19 protein-coding genes are annotated in these 15232 nt (G+C 68.2%); 17 read left to right on the top strand and 2 right to left on the bottom strand.

Annotated features, from left to right (window positions below):
• The first annotated feature begins 306 nt into the window (after window positions 1-306).
• The 10 genes from ACPEE0_RS03615 to ACPEE0_RS03570 all read left to right on the top strand — a co-directional run bounded on the left by ACPEE0_RS03615 (window position 307) and on the right by ACPEE0_RS03570 (window position 8683).
• Window positions 307-675, top strand: a complete 369-nt coding sequence (locus ACPEE0_RS03615; protein ID WP_424573919.1) for a hypothetical protein — start codon at window positions 307-309, stop codon at window positions 673-675.
• Window positions 638-1594: a hypothetical protein gene (locus tag ACPEE0_RS03610; RefSeq protein WP_424573918.1), complete on the top strand. Its 957-nt coding sequence runs from the start codon at window positions 638-640 to the stop codon at window positions 1592-1594. Before ACPEE0_RS03615 ends, ACPEE0_RS03610 begins: the two co-directional genes overlap by 38 nt.
• 261 nt (window positions 1595-1855) lie before the next feature.
• A complete protein-coding gene (locus tag ACPEE0_RS03605) occupies window positions 1856-2503 on the top strand; it encodes a hypothetical protein (protein ID WP_424573917.1) in 648 nt (215 codons plus the stop codon).
• A 152-nt stretch (window positions 2504-2655) separates the two neighbouring features.
• Complete coding sequence (locus tag ACPEE0_RS03600; protein ID WP_424573916.1) at window positions 2656-3282, top strand: hypothetical protein; 627 nt, start codon at window positions 2656-2658, stop codon at window positions 3280-3282.
• Window positions 3283-3317: 35 nt separating this feature from the next.
• Window positions 3318-4640, top strand: a complete 1323-nt coding sequence (locus tag ACPEE0_RS03595) for a hypothetical protein (protein WP_424573915.1) — start codon at window positions 3318-3320, stop codon at window positions 4638-4640.
• 2 nt (window positions 4641-4642) lie between these two features.
• On the top strand, window positions 4643-6223 hold the full coding sequence (locus tag ACPEE0_RS03590; protein ID WP_424573914.1) for a hypothetical protein: 1581 nt from the start codon (window positions 4643-4645) through the stop codon (window positions 6221-6223).
• Window positions 6224-6225: 2 nt separating this feature from the next.
• Window positions 6226-7299, top strand: a complete 1074-nt coding sequence (locus tag ACPEE0_RS03585; protein WP_407709971.1) for a hypothetical protein — start codon at window positions 6226-6228, stop codon at window positions 7297-7299.
• On the top strand, window positions 7299-7793 hold the full coding sequence (locus tag ACPEE0_RS03580) for a hypothetical protein (RefSeq protein ID WP_424573913.1): 495 nt from the start codon (window positions 7299-7301) through the stop codon (window positions 7791-7793). Before ACPEE0_RS03585 ends, ACPEE0_RS03580 begins: the two co-directional genes overlap by 1 nt.
• Entirely contained in the window at window positions 7738-8295 is a 558-nt protein-coding gene (locus tag ACPEE0_RS03575) for an amidohydrolase family protein (RefSeq protein ID WP_424573912.1), read from the top strand. Before ACPEE0_RS03580 ends, ACPEE0_RS03575 begins: the two co-directional genes overlap by 56 nt.
• A 214-nt stretch (window positions 8296-8509) precedes the next feature.
• Window positions 8510-8683, top strand: a complete 174-nt coding sequence (locus ACPEE0_RS03570) for a hypothetical protein (protein WP_424573911.1) — start codon at window positions 8510-8512, stop codon at window positions 8681-8683.
• Here ACPEE0_RS03570 and ACPEE0_RS03565 read toward each other — a convergent pair.
• Complete coding sequence (locus ACPEE0_RS03565; protein WP_424575232.1) at window positions 8680-10017, bottom strand: sigma-54-dependent transcriptional regulator; 1338 nt, start codon at window positions 10015-10017, stop codon at window positions 8680-8682. The two genes, ACPEE0_RS03570 and ACPEE0_RS03565, sit on opposite strands and share 4 nt — an antisense overlap.
• Window positions 10018-10291: 274 nt before the next feature.
• Here ACPEE0_RS03565 and ACPEE0_RS03560 point away from each other — a divergent pair, with 274 nt between their 5' ends.
• The 4 genes from ACPEE0_RS03560 to ACPEE0_RS03545 are packed head-to-tail and all read left to right on the top strand — an operon-like array spanning window position 10292 to window position 11682.
• Window positions 10292-10495 carry a helix-turn-helix transcriptional regulator gene (locus ACPEE0_RS03560; RefSeq protein WP_009359228.1) on the top strand — a complete coding sequence of 68 codons (204 nt, stop codon included), beginning with the start codon at window positions 10292-10294 and terminating at the stop codon, window positions 10493-10495.
• Complete coding sequence (locus ACPEE0_RS03555; protein ID WP_424573910.1) at window positions 10488-10733, top strand: HipA N-terminal domain-containing protein; 246 nt, start codon at window positions 10488-10490, stop codon at window positions 10731-10733. Before ACPEE0_RS03560 ends, ACPEE0_RS03555 begins: the two co-directional genes overlap by 8 nt.
• Window positions 10734-10750: 17 nt before the next feature.
• Window positions 10751-10969 carry a hypothetical protein gene (locus ACPEE0_RS03550; RefSeq protein WP_424573909.1) on the top strand — a complete coding sequence of 73 codons (219 nt, stop codon included), beginning with the start codon at window positions 10751-10753 and terminating at the stop codon, window positions 10967-10969.
• Window positions 10963-11682, top strand: a complete 720-nt coding sequence (locus ACPEE0_RS03545) for a type II toxin-antitoxin system HipA family toxin (protein ID WP_424573908.1) — start codon at window positions 10963-10965, stop codon at window positions 11680-11682. Before ACPEE0_RS03550 ends, ACPEE0_RS03545 begins: the two co-directional genes overlap by 7 nt.
• Window positions 11683-11697: 15 nt before the next feature.
• Here the strand turns inward: ACPEE0_RS03545 and ACPEE0_RS03540 are convergent, their stop codons facing one another.
• On the bottom strand, window positions 11698-12612 hold the full coding sequence (locus ACPEE0_RS03540) for a LysR family transcriptional regulator (RefSeq protein ID WP_009359226.1): 915 nt from the start codon (window positions 12610-12612) through the stop codon (window positions 11698-11700).
• 278 nt (window positions 12613-12890) lie between these two features.
• Here ACPEE0_RS03540 and ACPEE0_RS03535 point away from each other — a divergent pair, with 278 nt between their 5' ends.
• The 3 genes from ACPEE0_RS03535 to ACPEE0_RS03525 all read left to right on the top strand — a co-directional run bounded on the left by ACPEE0_RS03535 (window position 12891) and on the right by ACPEE0_RS03525 (window position 15230).
• Window positions 12891-13970, top strand: a complete 1080-nt coding sequence (locus tag ACPEE0_RS03535; RefSeq protein ID WP_424573907.1) for a PrpF domain-containing protein — start codon at window positions 12891-12893, stop codon at window positions 13968-13970.
• Between the two features lie 67 nt (window positions 13971-14037).
• Window positions 14038-14487, top strand: coding sequence for a hypothetical protein (locus ACPEE0_RS03530; protein ID WP_424573906.1), 450 nt, complete (start codon window positions 14038-14040; stop codon window positions 14485-14487).
• Window positions 14436-15230, top strand: coding sequence for a hypothetical protein (locus tag ACPEE0_RS03525; RefSeq protein ID WP_424573905.1), 795 nt, complete (start codon window positions 14436-14438; stop codon window positions 15228-15230). The genes ACPEE0_RS03530 and ACPEE0_RS03525 overlap by 52 nt, the downstream gene beginning before the upstream one ends.
• Window positions 15231-15232 lie beyond the last annotated feature (2 nt).

Genomic DNA, 15232 nt, shown 5'->3' with positions numbered 1-15232 from the left:
CCCGCCGCGGCTCCTGTGCCAGGACGGCGTTGGAGGGCTGACTGAGGGTGGCGCGGGACGCCGTCGAACGTTCTTCCTTTGGAACCGACGCGCAAATCCGCTTTCGACTCGCATCTTCCCCTTCGCACCCCATTTTTGGGGTGCGTCGGGGCACATCTGAGTCGTGTAGGAATATGCGCGTCGAGGGGGCTACGCCTGCGCAGCTGACGTACCGGACCCGACGCGTAAACCCGAAGCAGTAGCGGTCCGGCGATCCCGCGATCGCGCCCTGCTTCCGGCGCACGGCGCAGCGGGCTAGCCTGAGTCATGGCCAGCGGAGGGCCCAGCCAGGCAGTGCAGCTGCAGGCGGGGCTTCAGACTGAACTGCGCGCGCTGCCCGGGCTGCTGAAGGCCATGGGCATGCTGGCCATGACGCATGAGGAAGTGCACCAGGCCACCGAGCACCTCCTGGCCGAGAACCCCGTATTGGAGCGGGCGGACGGGCATCCCTGCCCGGGTGCGGCCGGCACGTCGCGTCCGGGTCCTGCTCCCGCTGCCGGGGACATAGCACCACATCGCGGTTCGACGACGGTGTGGAGCAAGGCGTGGACCCCTTCGGCACCCTGCAGTCCGCTGCGCGGCTGGAGGTCCGGGCGGATTGCCGGGACGCCTTGGACCTGGTGCTGGCGCACCTGACCCGGCGCGGAATTCTCGACGCCGGCCCTGCCGAGATTGCCGGCCTGCACGGACTGGAACCGGGCCAGGTCGGGAGGCGCTCCGGGCCATCCGCGCCGCGGGTCCACCCGGGATCGCGGCTGCCAGCGTCACCGAACTCCTGGCCGCACAGGCCGCCGCCCTGGCCGGCCAGGGGCAGGCGCCCCACTGGCTCCCCCGCCTGGTCCGTGAGCACCTGGGCGACCTGGCCGCGGGAAGCACCGCCGCCGTCGCACGCGCCATGGGGCTGACGGAAGCGCAGGTCCTGGCCGGGCTGGCACTGGTCCGGGAGCGGCTGCGGCCGTTCGCCGCTGCAGACACAGAGCCGGAGGCCGCAGCGGTTCCGCCGGCGGACGTCTTTCTGTATCGCCAGCCGGACGGCACGCTGGAGGTGGAGGTGCCGGCGAGCGCCTGGTTCGGCCTCACCGTGGTGGACCTGTCCGCGGGCCTGCCTGCGTCCGCCCAGGCGAAGCAATGGCTGGCGGAGCACGAACTCGCCGCCCAGCGGCACCTCTACCAGATCGACCGCCGCGCCAGCGCCCTGCTGCGCATCACCGAGTGCGCGGTGGCCCACCAGAAAGCCTTCCTGGACCACGGCGCCGGGCACCACCAGCCGCTGACGCGCACCGCCGTGGCGCAGGAAATCGGGCTGCATCCTTCCACCGTCAGCAGGGCAGTCAGCGGCAAACGGCTGCGCATGCCCACCGGCGCCGTCACGGACCTGTCCTGCCTCTTCGGCAAGGCCACGGCTGCGCGGGCCGCGCTGCAGGATTTGCTGACGACGGCGGCGCCCGGCTTGTCTTCCGACGAGCACCTGCGCGAGGCGCTGGCCGGAAACGGCTTCGCGGTTGCCCGGCGGACCGTGAACAAGTACCGCCGGTCGCTGCAGCCGGGCAACTGAACAGGTCGCCCGCACGGCCGGGAGCAGCGAACCGCAGTTCGCCGCCGCGAAATCTTATTCGGTTCCGGCTTCGCCGAACCCCCAGTTCCCGCTCCCGGACGCCCCGGAACACGTTGGCACGAATTGTGCAGTAGGAGGGTATGCGGTGTTCCGCGAGGGTGCCGCGCCAGGGCACCCGCAAGACTCCGGGAAGGACAAACTCATGCACGACATCGATAGGGCACTGTTCGAGGGGCAGGACGAGGGCACCTGGGCGAGGTGATGGATGAAGAGTCCGGCTACGCCTTCGAAGAGGAACAATCTCCGTTCCAGGGCGAGGACTCCTACGAGGCCGGCGGGCTCTGGGGCGAGGCTGACAGCCAGGAGACTGAAGAACTCGCCCTCGCCGCCGAGCTGCTGGCCGTCACCGACGAAGGCGAGCTGGACCAGTTCCTGGGGAGCCTGGCCAAGCGGGCGTTCTCCGCGGCAAAGGACTTCGCCGGATCAGCGGCCGGCAAAGCCGTGGGCAACATCCTGAAGTCCGCAGCCCGGAAGGCCCTGCCGCAGCTCGGCCAGGCTGTGGGCAACTGCCTTGTCCCGGGAGCGGGCGGCCAGGCCGGCCAGCAGGTGGGCAAATGGCTGGGCAGCAAGTTCGAGTCCGGACTCCAGCTTGAGGGCCTCTCGCCGGAGGACCGCGACCTGGAAACCGCCCGGGCATTCGTCCGGTTCGCCACCTCCACTGCCCAGCGGGCGGCCGCCATGCCCCGGAGCATTCCCGCTCCCTTGGCGGCACAGAAAGCAGCCACCGCCGCAGCCCGGCAGCATCTGCCCGGCCTTCTCGAAAACTCCGGTGCATCCGGCCCCGGGGGTGCCAACAGCGGCCGCTGGATCCGCCGGGGCCGCAACATCGTGATCCTCAACGCCCGCTAACCCGCGAAAAACCAAGCAAAGGACAGTGACATGAGCACCAACTACTACGAAACCGAGTCCCCTTCCCCTGGGCGCAGGAGGAAGAAGAAGGAGAGTTCAGCGGCTATGAAGGCGAGCAGGACAATGAGGAGAACCTCGAGTCCGAGCTCGCCATGGAGCTGCTGAGCATCAGCTCGGAGGAGGAACTGGACCAGTTCCTGGGCAAGCTCGCCCGGAGCGTGGTGCGGAACGCCTCAAAATTCGTCAAGTCACCGATCGGCAGGGCCCTTGGCGGGGCGCTGAAATCGGTGGCCAAGAAGGCGCTGCCGATCGTGGGAGGTGCCATCGGCTCCTTCGTGGCGCCCGGCGTCGGGACTGCCATCGGAAGCAAGCTCGGCTCACTGGCCGGCGGCCTGCTGGAGGTTGAAGAGGCCGAGTCCATGGACGAGGCGGAAGCCGAGGAAGAGGCCGCCCGGCGGTATATCCGGTTTGCCCGGGCGTCCTACCGCAACGCCGCCCGCACCCCCGTGTCCGTCCCGCCGGGAGCCGCGGCCCGCGCCGCGGCCACCGCAGCGGCCCGCCGGTACGCCCCCTCGCTGCTGCGCGCCCGCCAGGCATCACGCCGGCGCTACCGCGGCGGGACCCGGATCTACGGCGACCAGTACGCCGGCGCCGTCTGGGGTGCACCCGACGAGGGCTGGGACAGCCAGTCCGACGGCGGCAACGGTGGCGCGAACGGCCGCGCCGACGAGGGCCGGTGGATCCGCCGCGACGGCCGCGTCATCCTCCTGGGCGTGTGACCGGCCCGCGGGGAGGCGGAAGGAAGGCGAATCCGGTGGACACGAACACCATCAGTACCGGGCTCATCGAGAGCGAGGCCACCGGCCTGCTGGCCCGGCTGGACCAGATCAAGCCCTTCGTCATGCACGAAACCATGGTCCTCGCCGCCGCCCTGCCCCGGGACGCCCAGCTGCTGATTGAACGCTTCCTCCACACCGGCCGCAACGAACTCCGCGGGCAGCTCGCCCACTTCCTGGACTGGCTGGAGACTGACGGCCGGGAGTCCTCCCCCGCCGAGCAGCAGCGCCGGTTTGTCCTCATCCGGCTCCAGTTCAACGTGATCCTGGCCCAGTTCGACCTGTTCACCGAAGTGGTTACCCAGCGCAGTGAGCACGCCACGGGCGTCTGGCTGTCCGGGCTGGACATCGTGGCGCAGGATGCGTTGCGGCTTGAAACGGCCGACGACGGCGACACCCGCCTGGTGGTTTACCTCGCCAGGGGTGCCGGTGCTGCCATCCGGCGGGCGAAGACGCGCCTGCCCGGCGGTAAGCCGAACCCGGTGGGGATCATCCGGCTTCCGCGGGAGCGCATGATCGGCAGCGGAATCGCCTCCAGCCTGGTCCACGAGGTGGGCCACCAGGGGTCCGCCCAGCTCGACCTGGTGGCGTCCCTCCGGGCGGAGATCGAGCGGCGCACTGCCCGGGACCCGGACGGCGGGTGGGACGTCTGGTCCCAATGGATCAGCGAGATCGTGGCCGACATGTGGTCCGTGGCCACGGTTGGCATCACCTCCACCATCGGGCTCCTGGCCGTGGTCAGCCTCCCCCGGTATTTCGTGTTCCGGCCCGGCGGCACCGACCCGCATCCCATGCCCTACCTGCGGGTGCTGATCTCCGCCGCCATCGGCAACGCGCTTTACCCCCACCCGCAGTGGCGCGAGCTGGCGGCCGTGTGGCGGGCGATGTACCCGCTGGCCGGGCTGCCGGCAGGGCACGCCGCGTGGATCAGGAACTGCGAATCCCGGATCGGGGACCTCGTGGACCTGCTCCTGCACCACCGGGTTCCACTGGCCGGCGGCCGGGAACTCGGCACCATCTGGCCGGTACGGGAGCGGCAGCCGGAAAGGCTGCTGCGCCTCTACGAAACCTGGGGCGGCGACTTCGGGGTCATGGCCCGCCAGCGGCCGGCCCTGGTATTCGCAGTCCTGGGCCAGGCCAAGGCGGCCGGGCGCATCTCGCCGGCCGACGAAAGCTCCCGGCTGTCCTCCCTGCTTACAGCGTGGGCCGTCAGGGGCAGCCTGGACGTCCTCGACTCTCCCGCTCCCGCCGGGAGCCGCACGATGCACAACTTCACCCCAACAGCACTACCAAGGAGATAGCCATGGAATTCACCCGACGGCCGGTTACGCCGGTGTATGCCGGACAGGAAGTTGCCCTGCGTTTTGAACTGCGGGACTCGGAGCCGGCAGGACAATTCGAGTTTCAGATCATCAACACCCGTGGCGGGCAGCCCATCCCGATCGATGGCGGCAAGGGCGGCGTGGTCGCCCGGAACCTGAGCTCGGGTGAGGAGTTTGAGCGGATGGTCTCCATCCCGGAACCCGGCGAATACCAGGTCCAGTTCCGTGCAGTCCACCGGGTGGAAGCGGGCAAGAAGGCGGAGGCGGGCAAGGACAACTGGGAAGTCCTGGACACCTTCACGGCCAGGCGCAAGGAAGCCCCTCCGATTGTCCGGGTTGCCCTGGAACCCAACGCGCGGCCCGGCAGCGAGCATGCGCACCTGTGGAACTTCATCCAGAACGTCACCAGGAACCTCCGGTTCGAGCGCTTTGCCGGATTCGCCCGGCACCGGGCCGGCAGGTTGACGGAGTTCCCGGGCTACGGGTCGTTGAGCTACGAGCGGCTGCACGAGCTGGCAACGGAGTTCGTCACTGAATCGTCCCTGGGCAATTCGTTCAGTCCGCCGGACTGGGACCCGGAGAAGGGCCGGGACGCCGCCATCAACGGCTCCTACGTCAGCGAGGAACGGAAGACGCAGGCGGATCCGTTCCCGCCGGACTTCCCGCAGGGCCAGGACTATCCCTTGCGGCTGGTACCTTTCGCTGAGCTGATCTACGTCTACTGGCTTGAAGAGGGCATGCTGTTCCAGAGCCTGAACCGGGTCCTTGCCCGTTTCCAGAACCGGCGGGTTGTGACCGGCGGGGATCCGCTGTCCAGGCTGGCGGTCAGCCCGCTCCTGCCGTTGCGCGGGATCCTGTGGGGACTCGCGGAAGCCGAAAAGGACCGGCTCTCCCTGCGGCGCCGGGCTGCCGAGTACGAATACCAGTACGGCCTGCAGCTGATCGGCCGGGCCATACCTCCGGCGCAGATGCTGGTGGAGCGCAGGACCCAATTCCTCAGCGCCTTCCACAGCCTGCTCCACGACTGCCATCACTTCTACAAGGAGCACAACGACAAGACCGTGGATGCGGACGCGTTCCCGCTGCTCAGCAGCCTGCGGGAGCTTCACCTGGTGCTGGCCACCGGGGCGAACAACCAGTACGCCGACATGTCGGTGACGGCCCGGATCGAAACCATGGAGGTGCAGTGGATGCTGGCCCAGCCTGAAATGCGCGAGTTCCTGGGTGGACGCACCATGGTGCCCTATGACGAGGACTGGATGGACCGGGTGGATGCCATGAAGCAGCTCCAGGGCTGGTCCGACGCGAGCATCACGCATTTCTACGACCTCGCGGTCCATGGTGAACAGTTGCTGCTTTCCGTCCGCCACGGACGCTGGAATGAATCCGACATGGATGGCGATGACGCAGAGAACTGGGCCATCAAGTGGAAGCCGTCGATCCAGCGGTACGTCCACGCCTACCGGGCAGTGACCGGGGTTGATCTCAGCGAGCGTGTGGACACCACCATGCCCTCCACGTTGCTGCAGCGCCGGCTGGCCCGGAAGCTTGTCCGGTACTGAGCATGTGTGCAGCATCCGGCAGGCCGGACTTCACCTCCGCGCTGTTCCTGGGCCAGCACCATCCCAGTGCCGGGCTCCGCCCGTGGAACGAGTTCACCACGGGCGTCCCGGCGGTGCTGCGGGAACTCCCGGCGGCGAAAGAACTTGCCTCAACCGTAGCCAGGCGGCAGCAGGCAGAGGCAGGCCTGGTGGCCCGCTCAGCCCTGCACGGGATGATGGATGTCCTGCAGGCTCTCCCGCGTCCCGGGGACCTGCTTTTGGTGGACGGGGGCGCCTACCCCCTGACCCAATGGGCGTGCAACGCCGCCGCGGCCCGGGGCGTGCGGGTGGTGACGTTCCCGCATTTCCGTCCTCCCGCCGTCGTGCCTTCCACGAGGTCTTCGCCTTCCACCCGCACCTGGCTGGTGACGGACGGCTGGTGCCAGGGGTGCGGCCGGCCCGCGCCCCTCGGCCTGATGAGGGCGGCCGTTGAAGGGACGGGCGGGCAGGTGGTGGTGGATGATTCCCTGGCGTTCGGGGTACTGGGGCAACGGGATTCCGACGGCGGTTTCGGGGACGGGACGGGCACGGCACGATGGCAGGGGCTGACCCATGACGGCGTGGTGTGGCTCGGTTCGCTGGCCAAGGCGTACGGCACGCCGGTCACGGTGATCACCGGGGACCGGGGCGCCATCAGCAGGGTGGCCCGCCGGGGCGGGAACCGGCTGCACAGCAGCCCACCCTCGGCAGCGGATCTGGGCGCCGGCCTCAGCGCCCTCCGCAACGCCCGCATCCCTGGGCTGCGGGACCGGCTGTGGCGGCTGACGCGCTGGCTGCGGCAGGCCCTCCGCAACCTCGGTCTGATCCCGCACGGGCTGCCGTTTCCCGTTGTGGGAGTCCACGTTGACCCGCCGCTGCTGGCACGCGAGTGGAGGGCCGGCCTGGCGGCGCGCGGACTGCAGGTCCTGGTCCAGCTGCCGCGCTGCCGGCCGGGCGCACTGCTGTCAGCGGTGGTGCGGGCGGACCACTCGCAGGCGGACCTGGACCGGCTGGTGCGGGGACTTGCCCTGGTTGCCCGGGACAGGCGGGCGGCCTGATGATCGTGGATTCACATGTCCATGTGGGCACCGCCGGTGTTCCGCTGGGCCCCGCAGACCCGGAGACCTCCTTCGCTGTGTGGCGGAGCCGGGCCGCCGCCGTCGGAATTTCCCGCGCTGTCCTGATGGCGGCGCCGGTGGGTTCCTACGCGGCTGCCAACCGGGCCGTTGCACGGCTGGCACAGCGGGAACCGTCCAACTGGCTTTGGTACGTGTTCGTCAATGCCGTTGCGGACCGCGGCCATGTTGGTGCCGTGGTAGCTGCGGCCCATACGCAGGGGGCCTGCGGCATCAAAGTGCACTGGTCTGACGGAATGGCCACGGACGAAGTGGCACTGGCCGCGTCCCGTTTCGGGATGCCCGTGCTCTTCGACCCGCGGGGCGACGTCCAGGTTGTCGCCCGGCTGGCGGCCCCGGCACCCCGGGGTGCCCTGGATCGTGCCGCACCTGTCCTCCTTCGCGGACGACTGGCGTGCACAGCAGCGGCTCATTGATGTCCTGGTTCGCGAGCCCAACGTCTTCGCGGACACGTCAGGCGTGCGGTACTACGACCTGCTGGAAGAAGCCATTGCCCGCGCCGGTGCCCGGAAGGTGCTGTACGGCAGCGACGGGCCGTACCTGCATCCGGCGCCGGAGCTCGCCAAGATCCTCGCCCTGGCCTGGCGCCGAAGACCGGGACCTCGTCCTGGCCGGCAACGTGCTCCGGCTGACCGGCCCGGCGCGGAAGGCCGGCCGCCACGTCATCCCTTCCATCTCCAGGAGGAACACAGCATGGGTCTGACCGGATCACCCGTTACCGCGGCCGGGCTTGCCGAGATCAAGCCCCACAACGACGCCGCCATCAGGAAGGGCCTGTACCAGCTGCGCGCCTACCTGCTGCAGAGCAAGGCCGCACGCGTCGCGGGCACCAGGCCGGCGCGCCGCCGTCCACGGCAGCGAAGCGGCCGGCCTGGATCGCGGGCAGCGAGCCTGAACGGGCCTCCGTGTGGCTGGTGACATATTCGCCCTGGTCGCAGAAGGGCCCACCCACGCACGTGCGCGTGTTCGCCCACGAACTGAAAGCCGCAGAGCTGCTGAAGAAGGGTCCCCTGCCCGCGCTGGACCGTCTCCTGGTTTCGCGCCGCGAACTTCCCAAAATCGAACTGCCGAAGGTGATGCCCTTCCCCACCCATCGAAGCATGGCCTGTTCGGGCTGGCGGTGGAGCCGCTGGTGCGCGACAGATTCGCCGGCGCCTTCCAGCGGCCCCTGGCCGGGCGCCAGCGGGTCCGCAGGAAAGGGCCGGACGTCCTGTGGCGTGAGCTTGGGGACCTCTTCCGCGAACTTGCCGACGAAACAGGGGACGGCTATTGGCGCGAGGTAGCGGACGCGTTGCCCGGGGCCTAGCTGCCGCTGCCGGCCTTCCTGGCCTGCCGCTGCTGGATGGCACGGTCAGTGAGCCCGAGCATGGCGGCCGCTGCGTGCACGTTTCCCCCGCTGCGTTCAACTGCCACGTCCACCGCCACCTCCACCGCGCGGTCCTTGATCTCGCGCAGGCCCAGGCCCATGTCCACGGCCCAGGCCACCGCTGACCGGAGCGGGTCGGCCGCGCTGATCGCGGCGGCAGCCGTTGCAGCGGGCGTGACGACGGCGGGACGGTCTTCGCGGGGCAGGTCACCGGGGGTGATGGCCCCGGGGCCCACGTGGCGGGCCGCGATGCGGAAGGCCAGCTGCCTGAGGTCGCGGAGGTTCCCTGGATAGCTGCGGCGGAGCAGGACGTCCTGGACGGCAGGGTCCACGTCCGGATCCGTCCGCGTCGCGGTGGCTTCCCGGCAGAAACGGGCGAACAGGCACGGAATGTCCTCCAGCCGTTCCCGCAGCGGCGGCATGGTGACCACCGACGCTGCGATCCGGTGGTAGAGGTCCGTGCGGAAGTTCCCTCCGGCAACCTCCATGGCCAGGTTACGGTTGGTTGCACAGATCAGGCGGAACTTGCTCTGCAGCCACCGGTCGCCGCCAACCCGTTTGTAGGTTCCTTCCTGCACCACGCGCAGGAGCTCGGGTTGCAGGTCCAACGGCAGTTCGCCCACCTCGTCAAGGAACAGGGATCCCTGGTCGGCGCCGGAACAGGCGCCGGTCCGCACGCTTACGGCACCGGTGAAGGCACCGCGCTCGTGGCCGAACAGCTCGCTGCCCATCAGGGTGGGAACGATGGTGGTGCAGTCAAAGACCACCAGGTTGCCGTGCCGGCGGCTGACGGCGTGGGCAACCCGGGCAGCCAACTCCTTGCCCGTCCCCGTCTCGCCCTGGATCAGGATAGGGCCGCGCCCAAACCGTGCAGCCACCACCAGGTCCCGGAGCGCCGATTTCAGGGCGTGGCTTTGCCCTGCGAACTGCTCCCGGACCTCTACCGAGTCCAGAACCGCTTCAACCTCCTCCACACGTTGCAGCCACGCTGATACGGCTGCCACCTGGCCGAGCCATGCCACGCACTCCGCGGCGCCAGCCTCCAGCACGGGCCATGGCTTCAGCCTTCCGTCCGGGGGGCCGATCACCACCACCCGGCTGCAGCCGTATCCGGCAGCCGCTAGGGCAGCCCTCACGTCATGGGAATCGGATGCCGCAAAAATAATGCCGGCCGGACCGGTGCCGGTGGTCTCCGCCACCTCGAGGTTCACCATTCCGGCACGCAGCGCGGCAACGGCTTCCTGAACCCAGTCCTGCCGGCCAGTCAGGTCCATCACCCACGGCATAGCATCCCCCCCGCAAAGTCCGGCTGCGCGTTCCGTCCAACCCGAGGAAGCTGACCACGTGCGGCGTTACTGCCCCGTTACTCCCGACGGTGATGACAGCCGCGGGTGCAATCGGCAGAATATTTCCGGTTTGATGCAGTGCGTCTCCTCGCGGCCCAGTCCACGGTAGTTTCGGAAATATATTGCGAAGAATGAGATTCCGGGCCACACTTGGCAGAGGTGTGGGGTAAAACCAGCAGTATATTGCGGGAAAGGTGAACGGATGGGGGACGCTGCGGACATCGGGGCCAGCATCCGGCGTGCGCGCAAAGAAGCCGGCATCACCCAGGAGACCCTGGCGGACCTTATTGGCACCTCCGCGCGGACGGTGCACGCCATCGAGACAGGGAGGGGAAACCCGTCCCTGGCCACGGTTGCCGCGGCCGCCAATGCCGTGGGGCTTCACCTCAAGGCAGTCGATGCCTGACGATCTGCGCTACCTCAAGTTCGTCCGCAGCGCCGATGTGTACAAGGGCGGGCGCCTGGCCGGGCATTTGAACCGCACGGACCGGGGCAGCGTGGTGTTCTCCTACACACCTGGCTACCTGGAGGCCGGGGGCAAGCCTGTGGCCACCACACTCCCCCTCGCCTCCGGACCGGTGGAAGCTCCCAGCGGAGCACTTCCGGCGTTCTTCTCCGGGCTCCTGCCGAAGGCCACCGCCTGACCGCCCTCAAGGACGCCGTGAAGACGAGCTTCGGCGATGAACTCAGCCTGCTGCTGGCGGTCGGGGCCGACGTACCCGGTGATGTCCAGGTTGTCCCGGAGGGGGCGCCGGCGGCAGATCCTCCGGCCCTGGCGGACACCTCCCGTCCGGAGGACCTGGACTTTGCCGCCCTTGCCCACGCGGTGGATACCCACGGGCTGCCCGGGTCCAGGCGAAAGCCAGCGCCTCGATGCTGACCACCCCGCTCACGCTGGCCCACCACCGCTACCTGCTCAAACTCGATCCACCCCGGCACCCGAACCTGGTGGTGAACGAAGCCGCCCACCTGGCCGGGGCAAAGCGGCTCAAGATCCCCGTTGCCAGACACAGCGTGGTCACCGACCGGAACGGCCTTCCCGGACTGCTTGTTGAACGCTTCGACCGCGGCCAGGACAATGGCCTGGTCCGCCTTGCCCTGGAGGACGCAGCCCAGGTCCTGAACCTGCCGCCGGCGTCCAAGTACGCGGTCAGCTCCGAGGAAGTGGCGGTGGCGCTGGGCGGCCTGTGCAGGGCAAAGGCTGTAGCAGCCAGGAACCTGTACCTGCAGTTCGTCTTCGCCTGGCTGACGGGCAACGGTGACCTGCATGCCAAGAACGCCGCAATCCTCGAGGGCAGGAACGGGGGCTGGATGGTGGCTCCGATGTACGACATCCCCTGCACGCTGCTCTACGGTGACGACTCCATGGCCCTGCCCCTCGCCGGAAAGGTCAAGAACCTCAAGGCCCGGCATTGGCGGGACTTCGCCGCCGGCATCGGCCTGCCGGAAAGGGCAGCAGCAGCCGCCAACAAGGTGGCCCTGTCCGCAGCTTCGGCGATCGACCTGGAAGCCCTCCCGTTTACCGGCTCGCCCTTGCGCGGGACGCTGCGGGAACTGCGGTTCCGCCGGGGAGAGCTGGCCGGGAGCGCCTAAAGCCACGCCTCCCCTTTACCGGAAGTCGGCGGCGCTTTCCTTGGCAACCTCCAGCAGTGTCGTCTGGAACGCGACTTCAGCGGCCGCCCGCACCCTGTCATGGCGGTGCGCCAGAAGCACCCGCCGGGCCGGCGCGCTCGAGCCCAGGGACACGATGCTGACGCCGGGATGCTTGTTCACCACGGCCGTCCGCGGGGCAAGGGCTACGCCCAGTCCCACACTGACCATGGCCTGGGCCTCCTGGTAGTCGTTGGCGTGGAAGGAGATCCGGGGGACGAACCCCGCTGCCTGCGCACTTCGGTGCAGGACTTCGAGCACAGGGTGCTCCTCTTCCCGGACGATCCATTCCTCCTTGGCCAGGTCCGCCATGTCCACCTGCTTGCGGCGGGCCAGCCGGTGGTCCTTGCCGACGATCAGGGCGGTGGCGTCCTCGAAGACAGTCGTGAGCGCGAAGCTTTCCGGGTTGAGCCTGTTCCACTCGTAGTCCCACAGCAGGGACATCCCCACCTGGCCGTTCTCCAGCATCTCGATGAGCTCGTTGAAGCGGCTGCTCCGGACGTGCAGGTCGATGGCCGGGTACTGCGCCTTGAATCTGCTGATGACCAGCGGCAGGAACGAGCCTCCCAGGGTGGGGAAGGTTCCCATGGTGAGGCTGCCCCGGTTGAGGCCCGCGATCTCGGCGAGGTCCGCCTCCGCCGCCGCCATCTGCCGCAGGATCTTCCGGGTGTGCGCCGTCAGGACGTGGCCGGCGTCGGTGGGCACCATTCCCCGGGCCTGGCGCTGCAGGAGCGGCTGGCCCACTTCCGCCTCCAGCCGGCGCAGCTGCTGGGAAACTCCAGACGGAGAGTACACGTGCTTGTCTGCCGCTGCGGTGATGGACCCGAGCTCCACCACGTCCAGCAGCAGTTCAAGCCTTCTGATGTTCAGCATCCGGCGGTTCCTCCTTGAAGTATTCGTTACACCCCCGTGCTGATTCTATACAAAGTATTCATTCGGACCGCCGTTCTGCGGTGGTTTCGGCCCCCCACTTTCCCGCGCAGCGGAAAACGCCGCCGCTTTAGGCGCTCAACATCGCCTTTTGATTGAAGTAAAAGTGAATGCAGGTGTACTTTTTGGCGTTTGTAATTCATCTAGGACGGGCATCACACTGGGTTAGGCCAGCACGGCTGAAGGCCCAATCCGGGGCCGCGGGAAAGGTGAAAGCAAACATGTTCAAGATCCCAGCTACGTGGATGCGGGGAGGAACCAGCAAATGCTGGGTCTTCGAATGGGACAGCCTCCAGGTTCCGGGCAAGACCGTGGACGAGGTGCTCCTGCGCCTCTTCGGCAGCCCCGACAACCGCCAGATTGACGGTGTAGGAGGCGGCACGTCCACCACCAGCAAGGCCGTCATCCTGTCCCGGTCCGTCAGCGAGGACGCCGACGTCGACTACACCTTCGCACAGGTGGGCATCGACGAGCAGCGGGTTGACTGGGGGAGCAACTGCGGAAACTGCTCCGCCGTCGTCGCGCCGTATGCGATTGAACGCGGCTGGGTTGCCGCCGGTCCGGAAACCACCGCCGTGCGCACCCTGAACACCAACACGAACCAGCTCATCCTGCAGAAGGTGGATACCCCCGGCGGCGAACTGGGGCACTCCGGCACCCAGATGATTCCCGGCGTCCCTTTCCCCGGCATGCCGGTCGGCATGGGCTTCTTCGACCCCGCCGGACGGACCACCGGCCGGCTCTTTCCCACCGGAGATCCGATGGACAAGGTCACCTTCGACGGCCGACAGGTGCCCGCCACCTTCATTGACGCCGGCGCCCCCGTCGTCATCGTCGAGGCCGAAGCGGTCGGCCTGACCGGGCACGAAACCGCGGCCGAGATCGACACCCGCACGGAACTGCTGGTGCACCTGGACGACATGCGCCGGGACGCCGCAGTGCAGATGGGGCTCGCGGAAACCAGGGCAGACGCGGAGCGCGCCATCCCCAAGCTTGCCCTCGTCGCCAAGGCGGACGACGCCGATGAAGCCGACCTCGTGGTCCGGATGCTCTCCATGGGACGCCTCCACCCGGCCCTCGCGATCACCGGAAGCGTGGCCCTCACCATGGCCTCGCAGCATCCGGGAACCGTGGCGTCCAACCTCATCACCACGGACGTCTCAACCGGTGTCACCATGCGGACCCCAGCTGGCCTGGTCCAGACCTGGGCCGAGAACCGGGAAGGCACACCGGTTGTCGGCGCCCTCCGCAGTGCCCGCCGGCTGGCCGACGCTGAACTCTTGCTGCCGGACACCTGGTAAGCACCTCCACCCCCACACTCCGGCCGGCGCTCTGACAAACGGCCGCCCCCCAACGAAGGACACCTCAATGACGAGTCAAAAGACCTCCCTGGAACCTCCCGGGGACATGATGGACCCGGCAACCACCGAACTTCCCGAACCGCCGAAGCACTCCCGGCGTACTGTCCTCTCCTCGGTGGCCGCCCTCGCCGCCCTCGGCCTCGCCACCACTGTCCTGGGCGAAGGCCTGCTCAACCCGCCATCCAGTACCGAAGATGGTGACTTCAGCGGCGAAACCCTCGAGTTCCTCATCCCGCTGGCATCCGGCGGCGGAACGGACACCTGGGCCCGCTTCATCGGCACAGAGCTGACCAACTATGTCCAGGACGCCCCGGGTTCGCGCCCGTCAACGAACCCGGCGGCGAAGGTATCTCCGGCACCAACAAGTTCGCCCGTTCCGCCAAGGCCGACGGCACCGAGGTCCTGGTGGGGACCGCATCGACCGTGGTGCCCTGGGTCCTGGGACGCACTGCAGTGAAGTACTCCTTCGAAAACCTGCAGCCCGTCGTCGTCAACGGCACCGGCGGTGTCATCTACGCGCGCACCGAAGCAGGCGTCAACGGGGTCAAGGACCTCATCAACCGGGACAAGCCCCTCGAGTTCGGCGGAATCAGCGCAACAGGCCTGGACATCACCACGTTGGTGGCCTTCGACCTCCTCGAAGCCGACGTCACCTCCACCTTCGGTTTCGAAGGCCGCGGCCCGGTCAACCTGGCGCTGCAGCGCGGCGAAATCGACCTGGACTACCAGACCACGTCCGCCTACGCCTCCGCCGTCGAAGGCATTGCCAAGGAGGGCAAGGCCACCGTGCTGATGTCCTTCGGCCAGCTGGACGGGTCCGGCGAGGTGATCCGGGACCCCAACTTCCCGGACGTCCCCACGGTCCCCGAGGCCTACGAACAGCTGCACGGCACAAAGCCCTCAGGCGAAAAGTTCGAAGCCTACAAGACCCTCCTGGGCCTGACCTACACGTACCAGAAGGGCCTCTGGGTCCCGGAAAAGACACCCGAAAAAGCCGTGACGCTGCTCCGCGAATCAAGCGAAAAGCTCGGCGCCGACAAGGACTTCCAGGCCAAAGCGGCCAAGGTCCTCGGCGGATACCCCCTGGTGGCCGATGCCGACATGGCAGACCGCGTCAGGGCCGCATACATCGTCAGCAGCTCCGTCAGGTCCTATGTCAAGGACCTGCTCGAGAGCAAATACAACATCCACGTTGAATAAGG

This window comes from Arthrobacter sp. SD76 (assembly GCF_049726125.1).
Taxonomy (GTDB): domain Bacteria; phylum Actinomycetota; class Actinomycetes; order Actinomycetales; family Micrococcaceae; genus Arthrobacter; species Arthrobacter nitrophenolicus.
Note: the sequence above shows the minus strand (reverse complement) of the source record. Positions and strands in the feature narration are given on the sequence as shown.